Below are 17593 nucleotides of genomic sequence, written 5' to 3'. Positions count from 1 at the left end.
ACTTAAGTGCTATAAACTAGGGACTGGACATTTATCAGTTGGTCCATCACTGTTGTTTGACTTCTTTTTCTTTCTTCTATAATTCGGATAAAAATTGAATTGGTAACGAAGGGAAACTTCATGTGATGTTCCTTCCGAAAATCTTAAACCTCCTATGGGGAGATCAAAACTATATCCTACTGTTAATCGTTTTAATTTTACTCCGCTCATAAAAACAATGGCATCGTGATTAAATTGGTTGGGGTTTTCATTTTCTTTTAAAATCAAACCTCTATACCAAACCCCAATTACAATGGGATTGTAATCCAAATTTACCCCAGTACTGAGTTGGTCTTGTTTTCCCTGTGATTGATAGTGCATCATAAAACTGACATACTTATCATCATAATTTGCTACACTGCCATGCCATCGGTACGTTAGGGGAATTCTGTAGCCTGCTTGAAGTGAAAACCTTAATGGGAGTTGATCTGTTCCTTGGTTAAATTTTGTAATGGAAGGTTGATTAATATGATAAAAAGAAAGGCCAAACCACATGTCTTTACCATAAAAAATAGTTCCAGCTGAAACGTCTGGATATATATTCGATTCTCTGTCTACTTTATCTTGAGTGGGATTACCTGTTTGACCATCATCATCTATCTGATCTCCAAAAAGTAACTTATAAAAACCCAGTGATGACTGTTCAAATCCTAATTGCAATCCAAAACTTAAAGTATAGTCTTTTGTCAGTTTTACTTTATATCCTCCTGTGGCATTAAAAATCAGCCGGTCGACTACTGCTCCATTATTTTGAGCCATAATATCTTGCTGTACTTGCCCGCCTACTGATAAGTGACGGTTGGCTAAAGGTGCATCAAAACCTCCAATAAAAGTCATATAATTAGAAGGGATGCCAACCCATTGATTCCTGTAGTTAATGTTAGCTCGTCCATCTCCTGATGAACCGACTAAGGCAGGGTTTAAATACAATGGCGCTGCATAATATTGAGATAGTTGAGCATCTTGCCCAAATACTTCAGTTAACAAGCATAGTTGTAATGCTAAACAGATCAGATAATATGGGCTGTATGATTTATTCAATTTAAGGAGCGGAAGTAATTTATTATAAAAAAATAGTACAATAATATATAAGCATTATTCTATAATAATATTAACAAATCTTATTCCTAATTACTTAAGACACTACAAACCAAACCCCTAACTTATCTCAGAGCTTATTTTTTTATAGATATAATGAAGATTTCTATGTCTAAGAAACATAGAAAAAAGGTACGGGGAGTACATCATTTACTTATACATTAGGCTAAAACACCTAACGGATGAAAGTCTAAATATCATTTTTTGAAGAAATTTTAGGCAAAATAAAACCCCTACAACAAAGATTATTGCAGGGGAGTATTACTTTTTTTAGATATTTTTCAATATCTATGATTCTTTACCCAATTTGAAGTTATAAAAATTATATGAATAATAAAAAAAAAATTACGATTCACATTGTGTACAACTTCTATCAGATTGAAAATCAATATTATTCTTTTGACTTAATTTTTGTATTACCTTCTCTAAAATAAGCGGCTACACCTAAAATAACCACCATCGCTACAACATAATAAACGAATGCTGGAACTGGAACGGGATCGCCAGTTGCATAACTGTGTAAACCTGTCAAATAATAGTTCACACCAAATGATGTCATTACAATGGATGAGAAAGCAACCAAACTACTTAAGTTGAAAATATATGTCCCTTTTAATGCTGGAACGAGTCTTAAGTGCAATACTACTGAGTAGACAATCACAGATATCAAGGCCCAAGTTTCTTTTGGATCCCAACCCCAATAACGTCCCCATGACTCATTGGCCCAGACACCTCCTAAGAAGGTACCAATTGCCAGCATATATAAACCTATTGTCATCGACAACTCACTAATGTAAGTCAGCTCTAAAATAGGGTTTTTAAACTTCTTGTTTTGGATGACCATAAAAATCAAATTGATAAATCCTAGCAAAGCAGAAAGTGCCAATGGTGCATAACTACTTACAATAATTGCCACGTGGATTTTCAACCAATAAGATTTCAATACAGGTACCAAGTTTGTGATTTCAGGGTTTAACCAATCCAAGAAACTCACAAATAATAGCGTTCCTCCAAATAGAGATACCAATGGCATAATAAAGTCACTCTTTCTATAGAAGATAAATCCAAACAAGAATAATGACCAAGCCACTAAGATCAGCATTTCATAACCGTTAGTCCAAGGTGGGTATTGTGCAATATACCATCTTAAACCAAGGTTAAATGTGAAGGCAATAAATGCGGAGAATCCAATACCTATACCGGCTGTATATGCCAATCGTACTCCTTTATTATTATAGAATACTTTTAATAATGCGAAAACTAAAAGGTAAACACCCAATAACCAATAAATAGGGAATAGATTATTGAAGATATTCAACTTGTTGTATGACAGCTCCCATTTGATAGCGTCATCTGACAAGTAAATATTTTCACCCATCACCTTCTGGAAAGTTCTTACATATTCAAGGTTTGTGCCCGCTTCAGACCAATCACCAGATTCTCTTGCTTTGATGATTTCCATATAATAAACCTTCATTATATTTCTTACAAAAGCAGAGTCTTCTTCAGCAAATGGAGAACCTACAAAGTTAGGGTTGTACCAGTTATTGTTTGGATCTTTTGGCGCTGGAAATACCTTTAAATAGTTACCTGATAACCCTTGGAAAAGGATATTGAAACGCTCATCAACCTTAATCACCTCTTTATCCAATTCTCCTCTTTCTGAAGGCTTCTTTTTCTGAGCTTCATCCACCATGCTTCTTAGCAAGTACTCTCCTTCATTATTGATAAGATCATCAAATGATACTAAATCAGTGGATTGTTTTTGAATACGAGTGAATATTGCTCCGCCTGCATCTTTATCAATTTTGATGATAGGTGCAGACTGCCAGAATGCAGGGTCAATATGCAAGGATAAGAACACCTGATCACTGTTCATTTTCTCTTTTGAACCATCAGGTCTTTCTAAAGTATATTTCGATTTACGAGATAACTTTCTTAAAAATTCAGAACTCAAAGTATTGATAGGCTTCAATCTTCCGTCCATATCTTGAACTAACAACCTACCAAAATTTTCTGCATGTTCTTTATCTATATACTGAGATCTTGATTTAATCTCTAACCTTTGTTGCTCTAATTCCTCTAATGTCTGAGCATAAGTTTTATTGGCTCCCAAACCTAAAAGCATCGCCAACAGAATCACAAAGTTCTTTTGCTGAGCTTTTAATTTAGACAGCTTACCACTTACCAATCTAAAACGAGATTTCTTTTCGAAGAAAGAGAATAGCATACCCAATGTCATTAAAGTATAACCGATATAGGTGATAAATGTACCCGGTCTGTCTTGATTTACAGAAAGGATAGTACCCATTTCATCTTGATCAAATGAAGACTGGAAGAAACGGTATCCTTTATAATCTAATACATTGTTCATAAAGATCGTATAAGGAAAAGTCAAATCCCCATCTTGCACAATCACTTCACTTGAATAAGCTGAAGGGTTGTCAGAACCTGGATATTTTTCCATCTCAAAATTATTTAAGAACAATGAGAAAGGAAGTTCAGTGACCACAGCACCGTAAGATAATTCTACATGATAACCTCCAATATGAACCTCTTTAAAAGGAGTAACAACACCTTCCAAACTTGCTAGAATCACTTCCTCAGTCTTATCGTTGACCGTTACATCAACAAAAAGTAAATCGGCCGCTTGAGCTTTCATCTTCTTAGTAGTAGCAGATGAATACCCTAGCTTCATTCCATCATATATATCTTTGATTACAAACTTCAACGTGCCCATTGTGTACAAGGCCTGTTGCTGTAATTTCTCTTCTGTTTGTGCAGGAGTTGCTCCACTTTGCTGACTTGCCATAATAAAATATGACATTCTTTCTGGAGCATTGACTGAGTAGTCATTTGAAGTCTCCTTGATATTAATCGCCCCTTCTTTGTAATTATCAAAAGTGACTTCTTGTCCTTGAAGGAACATACTCTTTCCCTTCTCAAGGAAAACGGAGTTTCTTCCGTCACCAGAACTTGTTACAATCTCAATCACTGCATCACTTACCTCACCTTCTACTATTGATTGCACCGCATCTGGAACAAAAGAAGTGGGTTTAATTACAATTTCGTCTTGATTGTTGGTTTGTTCCCATTCAAAATCAGGCTGGTGAATCTGAGTGAAAATACTTTTTCTTTTCAACTCTTCATTCATTCCATTACCATGAATGTGGGCTTGGAAATATCTTTCGAGAGAGATAATTTGATTACTGCTGGCACCTTCACGGATTCTGATATTTCCTTCATATCCGAAATATCTTGTTACAAAAGCGCCTAAAAGGATAATGATAAAAGCAACATGGAAAGTAAGAACACCTAATTTTTCAACACGTAGCAATTTGTATTTAAAGATGTTCCCAATGAAATTTAATCCTAATAAAGCTTGTACAATTTCGAACCAAGTAGCATTGTAGACCATCTCTCTAGCTGCGGGAGTACCAAAATCATTTTCTACAAATGTGGCATAAGCCATGGCAAACCCGTAGATCAATAAGCAAACTAATGTCAACTTATTGGAGAATAAGAATGTAAATATTTTTCGCATGCTTAAAATTAACACATAGACTATTTTAAGTCTAATATATTGTATAAAAAAATGCTGTTGTTGAGGAATGTTATATTCCCCTACAACAGCACTTTAAGTAAGATGTAATTTTTATATTACTTGCTTGATACAGTTTCTACACCGTAAGCATTTTCACGAGCCTGAGCTTCTTTTAACCATTTAGGAAGAACGTTCTTCTTGAATGTTTCTTTTTCAGCCTCTAATTTCTCCATATCTAAACCGATATATTTTTGAGCTTTCGCTTTCGTTTCGATATCTGGGTAAGGTACTTCACCTTTGAAACCAAGATCGCTTAATAAACGAGCTAATTTGATACGAGCTTCTTGCGCTTTGTCAGTACCAGTGTTTACAATTCTACCCACCTCAACTGGTGCATGGAATGAACCACCGTGTGACGCTACCGCATAATCCCATCTCCATTGTGCGTGACGGATATCCATTTGGATAGGCTTCATCTGCTCTGGGGTTGCTCCTAAGTCTAACGCTTTTTTCGCTTCAACGTGAGCTCTAACTAATAATTTCTCTAAACGCTTCGCACCTTCTTTGATTTTTCTTTGGTTTGAATAAACGTTCTCCACCAATTCTTTCTCTTCCTCACGGTGACAAACCTGACATGAGTTAGCTGGGTTTGCTAAAGGAGATTGGATATGGTGATCAGTGAATTTTTGTCCACCTTCAGTTTTGTAAGGCATGTGACAGTCAGCACAAGAAACACCTCTCTTTGCGTGAATACCTTGCTCGTGGATTTCGTAACCAGGGTGTTGTGCTTTCAACATTGGAGTTTTTGACATACTGTGAGTCCAGTCAGAGAATTCGATATCATCGTAGTATTTCTCAGCATCGTCTACAGTTAAACCGTTTTTCCAAGGGAAAGTTAAGTAAGGAACTCCTTTTTGAGGAACGTCTTTGTTGAAGTAGTATTCAACGTGACACTGTGCACAAACTAAAGATCTCATTTCTTGGTGAGAAGCTTTAGAAATATCTTTACCCATAGACTCAAATGCTTCGATCAAAGCAGGTCTTGAGATTTGTAAAGCCATTGTTTCGTTGTTGTGACAATCTGCACAACCAATAGCGTTGTTGATTTCAGCACCTTTGTCTGCCCATTTACCAGCGTAGAACTCTGCAATACCGATCTCGTTCATTAATCTTGGAACGTCCGGAGATTTACAAGTCCAGCAAGTAGATGGCATTGGACCTGTACCAGGACCTGTAGGACCACCTGTTCTTAATGTATTTCTGATATCCTCAACTGCATGTTGGTGACCTCTTGGTTGGTTGTAATCTTTAGAGAAACCGTAACCGGCCCAAAGTACAACTAACTCTGGAGTATCTTCTAATGCATCAGTAAGGATATTACCGTTGCTCATTGTTTTGAAAGTCTCCTCTTCTGTTTTAGTAAATGACTGGTATTGACGAGGATAATTTTCTCCCCAAAGCTCGTTACGAGGTTCAAACTTTGTAACTTTTACTTTAGGTTGGTAAGCGAATTGTGACTCGCTTTTACGGTCAGCGATGTTACTCCCTAACATTGCTAAAAGGACCACGACTAAAAGAGTGGCAAAAAATAATAGCCAATTCTTCACTTTAGAACTCATAGAATTTATTTTTTATTATTTAAGGCGTCTTTCAGCCAGTTTGGTACAACATTTTTCTTAACATTCTGAACTGGTAGTTGCTCAATTCCCAGTCCAACAGAAGATAAACTTCTCACGCGTCCATGAGGAACTTCACGGTGGCATTCCCAACATGCTCTGTCCGTTCTATCATGGAAATTGGAAGGCACCCAAGCAACAGTCTTAGCATCAGTTACTTGATCACCGTGGCATCGAATACAATTTTGTTGAACTACCTCTCTGCCCGCCTCATGCATAATGATCGCTTGTGGCTCACCACGGGTAGTATAAACATAAGAGTGATACATGCCATCCTTAGCTTTGAAGTAATATTTGGAAGCAAAACTGTCTTGAGGAACATGACAGTCGTTGCACGTAGCTCGTTCTCGGTGTGAGCTATGCTTCCAACTCTCGAATTGAGGAGTCATAACATGGCAATTGACGCATGTTGTAGGGTCATCTGAGAGGTAAGAATCTACACGAGCAATATGTGCTGTATAGAGTGCCAAACCCACAATAGCCCCTACTAATACAAAGACGACAGGTTGCCATTGCTTAGGAGGTATTAACTTGTTAAACATAAAAGATAATTCTCTTCATTTATTTGTATTGAATACTTACAGTAGCATTTTTTCTTATCTACGTAGCAAATATGAATAATCCTTTTCATTATTGGTAGATTAAAAATCATCTTTCACTAATATAGAATGATTCTAAAATAGCAGATTCAAAAAGATGCTTAAAGTCTTGATTTTGTATGACTTAAGACTCCTTTTTTAGGTGATTGAAATCATCTTTTTGAGTGTTAGTAAATAATGTTATTAGATACTTATATTAATAAAGGAATATTTACACTCATTCACTTATTAATGCAATTTTCAAATTGTTATTCAAGCCAGATTAAAAATATCAATTTTATGACTTATATTTGTTGTAACACATATTTAAAAATAATTATGATGAACAAAATTTTATTAATCTTACTTTTTACTTTTTCTATAGGAAACATCGTTTGTGCCCAAGAGAAAAAGGAGATTCCTAAGATAACGGATGAAGTAAGTAATGAGGGATGGACCAATGATGCAAATGAGGCGTTCCAGTTGATGGAAAAAGAAAATTATCCTATTTTATTAAACTTTACTGGAAGTGATTGGTGTGGATGGTGTAAAAAAATCAAAGCTGAAATTTTCGATACAAAAGAATTTAAAGATTGGGTGAAAGAAAATAATGTCATTTTACTAGAACTTGATTTCCCTAAAGGAATCAAACAAAGTGATTTATTGAGATCTCAAAACCAATATTTAGCACAAGAATTTCAAGTGAGAGGCTATCCTACTATTTTCATGATTAAGGGTCAAAAAATGATTCAAACAGGATATGTGAAAGGAGGACCAGCCAATTGGATTCAAAGTGTAGAAGCTGATCTTAAGAATTAAACTCCACTTAAGACACTCATAATAAGCCACCTAAATAAGGTGGCTTTTTTATTTGATCATAACGTCTCAAATCATCAATTACATTTCACTACATAAAAACTACAATTCACTACATCTTATTTTTTTCATCAAATGGCTTCTGTTACTATTGTGACATCAAAATTCTACTAGTGTCAAATTAATATAGTAACATGAAGAAATTTTTTAACAACATATTATTATTAGTATTCCTCTACTTACTTACTTCGCTTGCATCATTTACCAATGCACAGATCAAAGTCATTGAAATACCTGGTTCTGATAGTACGATTGTAATTAATATCGGTGAGATTAAAGAGAAAGCGCTCAAAGTAGCTAAAGAGGCACAAAAAATTGCCGCTGAGTCGCAGTTAGAAGCGATGGAAGAGTATATCAAAATTATGGGGGAAGTTCCTGAAATTGAAGATATTGATATACAGATTGATCAGCAAGCTATTGAGGCTGAGATTCGTAGAGCGGAAGCTCAAATCAGAATGCATCAGGCTGAAATTGAACGTGCGGCAAGGGAAGCGCAACGCCCTTATAAAAGAATGGAATATACCAATTTCGTTTCTTCTTTTAAATTGGATTACAATGGAAAAATCGAGCTCACTGAAGATGAGGATGAAATTAAAAGCATTTCTAAGGGAGGTAAATTTGTCATCTCAAAAAGCACTTTCGGTAATAAAAGAAAAGTAAGTATCCGACCTAATGAAAAAGGAGAGTTAGAATATACTTTCTACGTTGGCAATAGTGAAGTCCCTTATGATCCTGACGGAAAAAAATGGCTTTTAGATATTCTTCCTGAAGTGATCAAAAGTTCTACGATTGCTGCTGAAAGCCGACTGAACAACAGAATGAAGGAAGGTGGGGTTGAAAAAGCTTTAAAATATATCAGTGAAATTTCAGGTCAAAGCAATAAAATAACGTTTTATAGATTGCTAATTGGGAGAAAGGACATAAGTGCAGATGAATTGGTAAAAATCACAAAAGATGTTACAAAATACGTTTCTTCTTCAAGTGAACTTTCTGAATACTTCAAAGAAAGCTTTGCGATCTACAATAATAAAAAAGGGTTGAATGCCTACTTCAATGGCATCAAACAAATTTCCTCTTCCTATGAAAAAAGTGAATGCCTTTCTGGTATCATTGAACTAAAGGAGATAAGATCAAGTTTTACCAAAGACCATTGGGAACTTTGGCTGAAAGCTACCCAAACTATATCAAGCTCATATGAGGCTTCAAAAACACTGCAGGAAGCATTTAATTATGATGCAACAGCTATGCCTGCTAGAACTTTAGAACAAAGCCTCGAAATCATCAGTTCGTCTTACGAAAAAGCAAATACTATAGAAGCAGCTTTCTCTGAACCTAATAATAAAAGGTGGAATGAAGATCAGAATAATGCACTTTTATTTGCCGCTAAAACAATTACTTCTTCTTATGAAAAGAAAAACACACTGGAAGAAGCATTGGAAAACTGGAAATACTGGTCTGAAGAAACAAAAAACATTTTCTTTCAAGTGGCCTCTACAGTTTCTTCCTCGTCTGAAAAAGCTTCTTTATTAAGTGAACTTGAAGACTATAAAATTGAAAATCAAAGCAACATTCATCAGTTTTATTCTGCTATAAAAAGTATCAACAGCAGTTATGATATGGCGAGTACTTTGGAAGATATTGCCTCTTCAGATTATTTCCACAAAGGTCATTTTGAAGAGTATTTAAATGCAACGCCTTTAATTTCATCAAGCCATGATATGAGAGGTGCCTTAGAAGAAATTGCTCCTCATATTGCAAAGTCAAAAGACGAAGGTCTTATCCAACTGTACAAGGAAAAAGTAGAATTAATTTCTTCTTCTTATGATAGAGAAAAAGCGAGGGAGGCGCTTGAAAGATGAAAAACATTACACCCAATCTCATATTTATTCTTTTAGGGATTAGTCTTTACAACTATTTCCTATACGATCCTGAGCCTCAAGTGGCACCTTATGTTAACAACCTTGAAACGTTTTTATGGTTTGCGTTTGGCACTTCACTTTTCGTAATAGGCGGAGCTATTCCTAATTATTTATATAGAAAAAGAAACATATTATTTCAAGTGGCTTCAAGAGGCATTGGATCAGTAGTCATGTTTATTCCGCTCTATTATACACTGAATTATTATATGGAACGTGATTTGGAACCGATCGTTATTTTTGATCTCTCTACCAAGATTATCATTTTATTTACGGTACTTCTGATCGCCATACTTGTAATAGAGTTTTTAGTGATTGCCTACCAACAATATTCATCACAGCATATTTATGTGATTCAAAACAAGAGAAAAGCCTCTGAATTAAGATTAGAAGCACTTAAGGATCAATTGAGCCCTCATTATCTTTTTAACAGTTTAAATACAGTTGCATATTTGGTGACAAGCAATGCGAATCAGGCTGAAAAGTACATCAGAAGCATTGCCAAAACTTATCAGTATGTGATGCGTTATGCAGATCAGCCTTTAATCTCAATTCATGATGAAATACAGTTGGTGAAGGCTTTTGCTTTTCAATTGAAAACCCGTCATGGAGAAAGTGTTGAGGTAGAGGTTGAAAATGAAATAAGTTTAATTAAAGGCAATGTACCTCCTCTTTCCATTCAGATGCTTGTAGAAAATGCAGTGAAACATAATGTGCTTTCAGATAAGACTCCCGTTCATATCTCTATCAAATATGATGAAAGGACAAATGCTATTATTGTTTCCAATAACATTACTAAAACACCCCGCAAAAGAAGTTCTACTAAAGTTGGCTTGGAAAATATTAAAGAGCGTTATGCATTGATGAATCAAAGTCAAATTACTATTCAAAAATTACCTGAAACGTATACTGTTCAACTTCCACTTTTAAGCTCATAAATTATGTTGCATCATATATGGAATAAATCCGCTGTCTATTACAGAATTTTCTATCCTTTATTCTCGGGAAGTATTACATATTTTTTATTACTCCTTGCTTTCAATCGGATCGGTGAACTGTCGGAATCTTATTTTAGAGCAGAGTGGCTAGTGTGTATTGTATTTGCTTATTTTTGGAATACTTCAGTACAACTTTCTTCTCGGTTTATCGGTCAGAAAATAAAATTCATTTCTTCCATTCCTGAGCAGGTCACTTATCATGTGATAGGCGTGGCTATTAGCAGTAGCATTGTTATAGGCATTATAATTTATTTATACTTTTATTACCTGATTGGCTATACCAGTATTGAGAACTTTTTGTCTGAAATGTATGTGCTTCAGGGACTCTTTTTGTTCCAGACTTTTATCTATGAGTGTGCATGGTGGGGTGCTACATTGATTGAATTGAAAAATGAAACAATCAATCATGAAGAAGATAAAAGAGCCGCTTATATCTCAAAAGAGATGCGATTATTTGCTGAGGATGCAAACCTGCCTCTTTTGTATGAAACATTGGAAACGCTGATCGGTTTAGCGTATCAAAATCCTGATCATGCTGAAGAGTATGCTGAGAAATTGGCGAAAGTATATAGAAACACCATTAATAACAGGAAAGAGGAATTTGTTTCCATAAAAGAAGCCATCAAAACTACCAAAGATGTAGTGCAATTGCTTACTGATGCACGTTCTGGTGGGCTCACGGCTGAGTTTAATATTGATGAAAAACTATCAGAAGAGTTGGTAATACCTCCTGTGATTCTCTCAAGGCTAGTTGTTGCAATTGCAAGTGATCATATCGCAACACCAATACAGCCGCTTCATTTGAAATTCTATATTGAAGATGATACTTTACTTGTTGTAGCACACAGCTGTAATGAGAAAATTGACAAACCGGACGCTATGCATGAAATCATGCAATCCTTGGAAGAAACTTTCCGAATTTATACCAAAACGCCTATCTTGAGAATCAAAAAAGGAAAGGAATGCTTAATTAAACTTCCAGCATTTCAGGTTGAAAATGAAAATTGGAAAAAAGACGGTGACGCCCAAGTTTCCACAGGTGACCAATCACTTTTTAAATAAATGAACATCGAAATATGAAAGCCTTAATTATAGAAGACGAAAAACCCGCTCAAGCAAAACTGAAAAGACAACTCTCCAAAACACCTTTTGATGTTGAAGTGGTTGATATGATCGATAATGTGGAAGAGGCTTCTTCTTGGCTTGAAGAGCATCAGGAAAGCATTGACTTAGTGTTTATGGATATCCACCTTTCGGATGGTATCGCTTTTGACATTCTTTCCAATGTCACGGTGACTACCCCCATTATTTTCACTACCGCTTATGATGAATATGCTTTAGATGCCTTCAAGGTCAACAGTATTGATTACCTCTTAAAACCTGTGGATTATGAAGCACTGACCAAAGCCATTCAAAAACTTCAGGTATTACAAAACAATCAAGACACGACTTCTACGGGACAAATTGACGCTCTTTTGGATACTTACAACCAAAAATTCAAAAAGCGATTTATGGTGAGAGTGGGTGACAATATCAAAAGTATTCAAACAGAAGAAATTGCCGCTTTCGGGGCTGAAAGCAGAGATACTTTTTTATATACTAATGAGGGAAGACGCTATATTGTAGACTTTAAAATGGAGCAATTGGAAGAGATGCTCGATCAGGAGGAATTCTACAGAACAGGCCGTAGTTTTATCGTAAACAGAAATGCTATTGATAAAATCCAGAAGCATTCCAATAGCAGACTTTTAGTGAATTTAAGTATTGAAACACACAAAGAAATTGTTGTAGGAAGGGATAAAGTAAAGGATTTTAAAGGTTGGTTTTCTTAATAAGAATAAGATAGGCGGTTCGTGAGCTACAAGGCGTAATGCTTTGTAGCTCACGAACCGCCATAAGAACCATCAAGCTACCTAAAAAATGGTTTAGAAAGATCTCTACAAATCCCCTTTAACAAAAGAATCCAATTCATACTCTTTCCCCTCTTCATCCTTTACAACAACCTTCAACTGAGAGAAAGATTTTTCTAGCGTTACATCAACATCAATACCTTTTAAGGGAGAGACAGCTTTCAACTTTATTTCCTCGATGATTTCTTCTTTTTCATTCAAAGTCATCAAAAACAAATCACCTTTTATAAAGGTGCCGTATTGAGCAGTAATGTGATTCGTATGTTTGTCAAAATTAAGCTGCTTTGTGATTACACCCGTTTCATTGACGGACAGCAGAGGTAAACTGAGCACTTTAGTGGCAGCATGAGCTTCTTTAAATGAAACCGATTCTTTCCCTTTTAATTTGTAAATCGGTGTTTTCACCTCCGTCTCTAAATACCCCGTTGCCATACCACTATTAAATACTGCGATGTTTACACCATGATCGTATTCCAATGCAGGGTTATATTCCTCAAATGTTTTTACAAATACAGTATTTTCAAGTTTGTTGGCATAAGCAATCCATGAGGCTGAGGAAATCATATGAAACCCTCCCATCAGATTATAATCGAAATGGATTTCAAAAATTCCTGGAGCTACCTCACCAGTCCAATTCGTACCTTTATTAAAATACTTCTCTACATGTTCTGGATTGTTTTTATCCAACGGAAAACGATTTCTGTGCACATATCTCCAATGAGATTCAGGTGTTACATTAATATGATATTGTTCTCCATCCTTCATTTTGAACTTAGGGCTGAATGGAATATAAGCCACAAAATTTTCTCCATCCTGTAACTTCACATCTGACCAAGATTGATGCTGACTTGTGGTCATAATACCTCTATTTATAGTCTCTTTCCCAACATTGGTGAGCTTATGAATATAAAAAACCTTGCTTGAGTTTTTCTCTATTGTCAATGCCCTTTCATACGTAAATGCCTCTTCCACTTTTTGAGGCTGAGTGAATGCTTTATCCTTCGGAATCCACTTTGGCACTGGCAAATGCTGTTCTCCTGACTTTACAGTAATCCCCACTTGTCCTTCTGATTCTTTTACATCAGTCACAGTATAAGGAGCATCACCAATTGATACTGGAGGTGGCCAGCGTTGTGATCGCTCACCGTTTTTGCCTAGTGCACAGTTTTCCACAGGAGTAGGTACCAGACGATAACCGCCAAAGTTTCTCCATTGGTTCATTTTCACTTCTTCAGAATCAGAATACTTCTGGCCAAATTCCTTAGGGTTTATCCATAAAGATTGAATATCGGACAGGTTGTATTCCAATACCCTGCCTGCAGCATCTGGAACGACAGCGAGGCTGATAAATTCATTGGTTAAAACGTAGGTCTCTTCCCACTTCCAACCTTTGTAGTTGTCTACTTTCTCTATGGCTTGTGCGTGACTAAAGTGACAACAAAATAATAGTAATAAAACATTTAAAATTGTTTTCATTGAGCAATTGAGATTTGTGTACCAAAGCACTTTTAAGTGTATTAGTACGATTAAAAAAAAGTATGAAAAGGGCCAATTTCATATCAAAAAAGGCCCTTCTAAGCTATAATTAAGTCACACACGTTCAAGTACAGAGTCTGTAAGCCATTTGCTTACAATTATTCTATATCAAGGATCTACCCTTGTTAGTTTTTGCTTTGTTTCCTTCCCAGCCTTTATTGAATTGATCCACTAATTCCTGTACCAATTCAGGTTGCTGTTTGGCTATATTTACCGTTTCTTTTGGATCTTTTTGATGATCGTATAATTCGATAAACAAAGGCTCTTTTTCTTTATTTTTTCTATCTTTCCACAGCACTAACTTATAGCGTTGTGTTTTCATCGCATACCCCATCAAGTCGTTTTCAAAAAACTCTCGGTCCCACTTATCCTTCATCACTTCCTTAATGTTGGCTTCTACGTCTTTGATTAATGGGCCGAAATACGTTTCTCTCATTCCCTTCGACAACGGATTCGCCGCCCATTCTCTTAATGCAGGGTTAGGGAAAGCTGAGAACACAGCTGATTTCCATTCTTGATTTGGATTGTCTAAAAGAGGAGCAAATGATTGTCCTTCCAAATGCTTTGGCTTTTCTAAACCAGCCAAATCACACAATGTAGGGTACATATCCACTAACTCAACAAGTGCATCAGTTTGAACTCCTCTGCTTTTTTCAGATTGATCAGGTGTCCAAACAATTAACGGTACTCTTGTGGCAATATCATAGTTTGTCGCTTTGCACCATACACCCATTTCTCCAAGGTGGAATCCATGATCAGACCATAACATCACAATGGTATTATCTAGCATACCCAAATCATCTAAAGCTGCTAATAGTTTACCTACTTGAGCATCGATATAACTTGCTGTAGCCAAATAGCCGTGTTTAAGGTCACGCGCTAAAGTATCTGGAATCGCACCGTATTTTGGGATATTAGAACGCACTCTTAATTCAAATGAAGCATGCAGTCCCATTGGAGCACCATCAATTGGCCCTTTAATTTGATTGGTCAATTTGATGTCTTCCTGATCATACATGTCCCAATATTTTTTCGGGGCTAAAAAATCAAGGTGTGCTGCAATATATCCAACACCTAAAAACAGAGGCTTTTTTGATTTTGATGCTTTATGCTCTTTCATAATGTGAATAGCCATATCTGTATTCACACCATCGATGTAGGCATTATCTTGAACATCAACACATTCGAATGCAGGACCCATTCCCAAACCATGTTGATCACCGTATTTTGCCTTCATTTTTGCTTTGTTTTCCTTGAAGGTTCTGATGTTATCAGGGTCCACAAATTTCTCCACTAAGGCATTCACTTTGTAACCAAGTGCATTATAATCGGGTTTCATTGACCACGACTTCTCTTGATCTGAGAATTTTCCATGATACACTTTCCCACAATTTACAGTCTCGTATCCGTTTTCTTTAAAATGCTGTGGTAATGTGATAATATCAGGATTCTCGTCTCTGAAGTACGTATAGTTTTCAATTACATTGATAGTTTCAGGTCTTGCACCTGTCATCAAACTCGCTCTAGATGGACTGCAAATTGATTGTTGACAATAGGCTTTGTTAAATTGAAGACCTTTTTGAGCCAGTTTATCAATATTAGGGGTTTTCGCTATTTCTGAGCCATAAGTTCCCATTTCTGGTCGAAGGTCATCAAAAGATATAAAGAGAATGTTCGGTTGCTGTACCTCTGCTTTTTTATCCATTTTTTTGAAGCTACAAGCCCCTAAAAAACCAATCAGAAGAAATAATACAGCTTTATATAAAGAGTGTTGCATTGTTGTAAAGTTTAAAGATCATGCAGTTTGAAAGACAGATTCATACGCACTTTTCACTGCTTTCAAATGATCAAATAGTTGTTGTTCAAATCCCTCTTTGAGGAATTGTTTTGGAAAAAGTGAGCTTCCCATTCCCACGCCTGTCACACCTGCTTGGAAGAAATCTGCTATATTTTCAAGCGTCACCCCTCCTGTTGGTAGTAATGGTATTTTGTTTAATGGCGCCATCACATCTTTGATGTACCCTATTCCAAATTGAGAACTTGGGAACACTTTCACCGCTGTTGCTCCAGCAGTCCAAGCTTTGTAGATTTCAGTTGGCGTCAATGCTCCTGGAAATACAGGAATATTCAGTGATTTACACTTTCTGATGATCGCTTCATTCGTAATAGGTGTAACAATAAATTGTGCTCCGTATTTCAAAGCTTCTTCCAGATCATCCATATCACAAACTGTACCTGCCCCCACATTCAACTGCGGATATTCTTCTGACAGTTTTTGAATCATATTGGTAGCTCCTTCTGTATTCATTGTAATTTCAATGGTAGAGAAGCCGGCATTAATATATATAGGGATGATTCTGTCTAAAGTTGCGTGATCCACACCTCTTAGTATTCCCACTACAGGTGCCTGTTGAAACCTTTCTTCAGAAAATTGAGAATTAGACATAATTATTTAATACTTTTCGTTGACCAATTAATAATGCTTTTTCGAGGACCTCATCTTCAATAAATTGAATCTTTTTCTGCATCACTTCCTCCAAAGCAATTCTATATAGTTTACCTAACACTCCGTTTGCCGCCATGCTGATATGCTCATTGACATCTTTTAAATACGTCAGCTCTTCACCGATCATCAAGCCACTCAAGAAATAATAGTTTTCAATTTTTACGGCCTGAGGGTCAATATTTTGGTTACGCATAAAGTATTCATTATGCATTAAATCCTTAGCCCTGATTGAAAACAATGAAGAAGATAAATTTCCCTCCATACCTTTTCTTACCCCTGCCATAAAAGCAGGTTGATATTGTGGTTCAAAAAATGCTTTTTGAATAGAAACACTTAGAAGGCTTTGGGATGAAATCAAATCGAAAATCTCACCTGTCATATACGTTTTGAAGCCATTAAAAATCCCTTTCTGATATGTAATGTGCTTACTGTGCGTACCCGGCAATAGAAGGATTCCCTTTGATTTAATCGGCAAGTAATCCGTTAACCCAACAGCTTGTATTTCCTCCCCTCTCATTACATCATTCCCTGTTTTCACACCAGAAACCAACACCAATGAAAGGTCTTTTTCTAGAGTAATAAACTTACTGAAAAGGTTCTGACCATAAGCGTCAATCGGCATTTGTGCATACCCTAGTTCCTGCAACCCAATAGAAGATGAAGCCATACCAGAAGCAACGATATAATTGCTCTTTTTCTCTTCATCGATTTCTTTTAACTGGTTGGTCAAGTAATCCGAAAAAAACTTATACTGACTTAATTGAGAGGTAGAAGTAAACTCCTGATACAGTGCTTTTACACCCTTGTTGGTTTTGTGCTCTTTCACTACATCCAAAGAGTCTGTATCAATCAGGCGTAATCTAAAATTAGAAGTACCCCAATCACAACTCACAAACTGTTTAGGTAAACTATTCAT

13 protein-coding genes are annotated in these 17593 nt (G+C 36.2%); 5 read left to right on the top strand and 8 right to left on the bottom strand.

The features are described 5' to 3' along the window. Positions 1-9: 9 nt before the first annotated feature. The 4 genes from HHU12_RS08465 to nrfH form a co-directional block, all read right to left on the bottom strand. On the bottom strand, positions 10-1080 hold the full coding sequence (locus HHU12_RS08465) for a PorP/SprF family type IX secretion system membrane protein (RefSeq protein ID WP_169656304.1): 1071 nt from the start codon (positions 1078-1080) through the stop codon (positions 10-12). Between the two features lie 448 nt (positions 1081-1528). Next, on the bottom strand, positions 1529-4681 hold the full coding sequence (gene ccsA, locus HHU12_RS08460; protein ID WP_169656303.1) for a cytochrome c biogenesis protein: 3153 nt from the start codon (positions 4679-4681) through the stop codon (positions 1529-1531). Positions 4682-4797: 116 nt separating this feature from the next. Next, on the bottom strand, positions 4798-6300 hold the full coding sequence (gene nrfA, locus HHU12_RS08455) for an ammonia-forming cytochrome c nitrite reductase (protein ID WP_205959826.1): 1503 nt from the start codon (positions 6298-6300) through the stop codon (positions 4798-4800). Between the two features lie 5 nt (positions 6301-6305). Further along, the gene (gene nrfH, locus HHU12_RS08450; RefSeq protein ID WP_044205878.1) at positions 6306-6899 is read right to left on the bottom strand and encodes a cytochrome c nitrite reductase small subunit; all 594 of its coding nucleotides are present in this window, start codon (positions 6897-6899) and stop codon (positions 6306-6308) included. 375 nt (positions 6900-7274) lie between these two features. Here nrfH and HHU12_RS08445 point away from each other — a divergent pair, with 375 nt between their 5' ends. From HHU12_RS08445 to HHU12_RS08425, 5 genes are all read left to right on the top strand, one after another. Continuing rightward, on the top strand, positions 7275-7754 hold the full coding sequence (locus HHU12_RS08445; protein WP_169656302.1) for a thioredoxin family protein: 480 nt from the start codon (positions 7275-7277) through the stop codon (positions 7752-7754). Between the two features lie 191 nt (positions 7755-7945). After that, positions 7946-9670 carry a hypothetical protein gene (locus HHU12_RS08440; protein ID WP_169656301.1) on the top strand — a complete coding sequence of 575 codons (1725 nt, stop codon included), beginning with the start codon at positions 7946-7948 and terminating at the stop codon, positions 9668-9670. After that, the gene (locus HHU12_RS08435) at positions 9667-10665 is read left to right on the top strand and encodes a sensor histidine kinase (protein WP_169656300.1); all 999 of its coding nucleotides are present in this window, start codon (positions 9667-9669) and stop codon (positions 10663-10665) included. The genes HHU12_RS08440 and HHU12_RS08435 overlap by 4 nt, the downstream gene beginning before the upstream one ends. Positions 10666-10668: 3 nt before the next feature. Continuing rightward, complete coding sequence (locus tag HHU12_RS08430; RefSeq protein WP_169656299.1) at positions 10669-11787, top strand: histidine kinase; 1119 nt, start codon at positions 10669-10671, stop codon at positions 11785-11787. Between the two features lie 14 nt (positions 11788-11801). Continuing rightward, positions 11802-12557 (top strand): LytR/AlgR family response regulator transcription factor, encoded by a 756-nt coding sequence (locus HHU12_RS08425; RefSeq protein WP_169656298.1) that lies wholly within the window; start codon positions 11802-11804, stop codon positions 12555-12557. A gap of 105 nt (positions 12558-12662) precedes the next feature. On the opposite strand, the gene HHU12_RS08420 is transcribed toward HHU12_RS08425, so the two are convergent. The 4 genes from HHU12_RS08420 to HHU12_RS08405 all read right to left on the bottom strand — a co-directional run bounded on the left by HHU12_RS08420 (position 12663) and on the right by HHU12_RS08405 (position 17593). Then, complete coding sequence (locus HHU12_RS08420; RefSeq protein WP_169656297.1) at positions 12663-14111, bottom strand: hypothetical protein; 1449 nt, start codon at positions 14109-14111, stop codon at positions 12663-12665. A 163-nt stretch (positions 14112-14274) separates the two neighbouring features. Next, the gene (locus tag HHU12_RS08415; protein ID WP_169656296.1) at positions 14275-15948 is read right to left on the bottom strand and encodes a sulfatase; all 1674 of its coding nucleotides are present in this window, start codon (positions 15946-15948) and stop codon (positions 14275-14277) included. Between the two features lie 18 nt (positions 15949-15966). Further along, a complete protein-coding gene (locus HHU12_RS08410) occupies positions 15967-16617 on the bottom strand; it encodes a bifunctional 4-hydroxy-2-oxoglutarate aldolase/2-dehydro-3-deoxy-phosphogluconate aldolase (protein ID WP_169656295.1) in 651 nt (216 codons plus the stop codon). Next, complete coding sequence (locus tag HHU12_RS08405) at positions 16610-17593, bottom strand: 2-dehydro-3-deoxygalactonokinase (RefSeq protein ID WP_169656294.1); 984 nt, start codon at positions 17591-17593, stop codon at positions 16610-16612. The genes HHU12_RS08410 and HHU12_RS08405 overlap by 8 nt, the downstream gene beginning before the upstream one ends.

The sequence above is a fragment of the Flammeovirga aprica JL-4 genome (genome assembly GCF_012844305.1).
In the GTDB taxonomy this organism is placed as follows: Bacteria; Bacteroidota; Bacteroidia; order Cytophagales; family Flammeovirgaceae; genus Flammeovirga; species Flammeovirga aprica.
The sequence above is the reverse complement of the archived record's forward strand: the minus strand, read 5'-3'. Positions and strand labels throughout refer to the sequence as shown.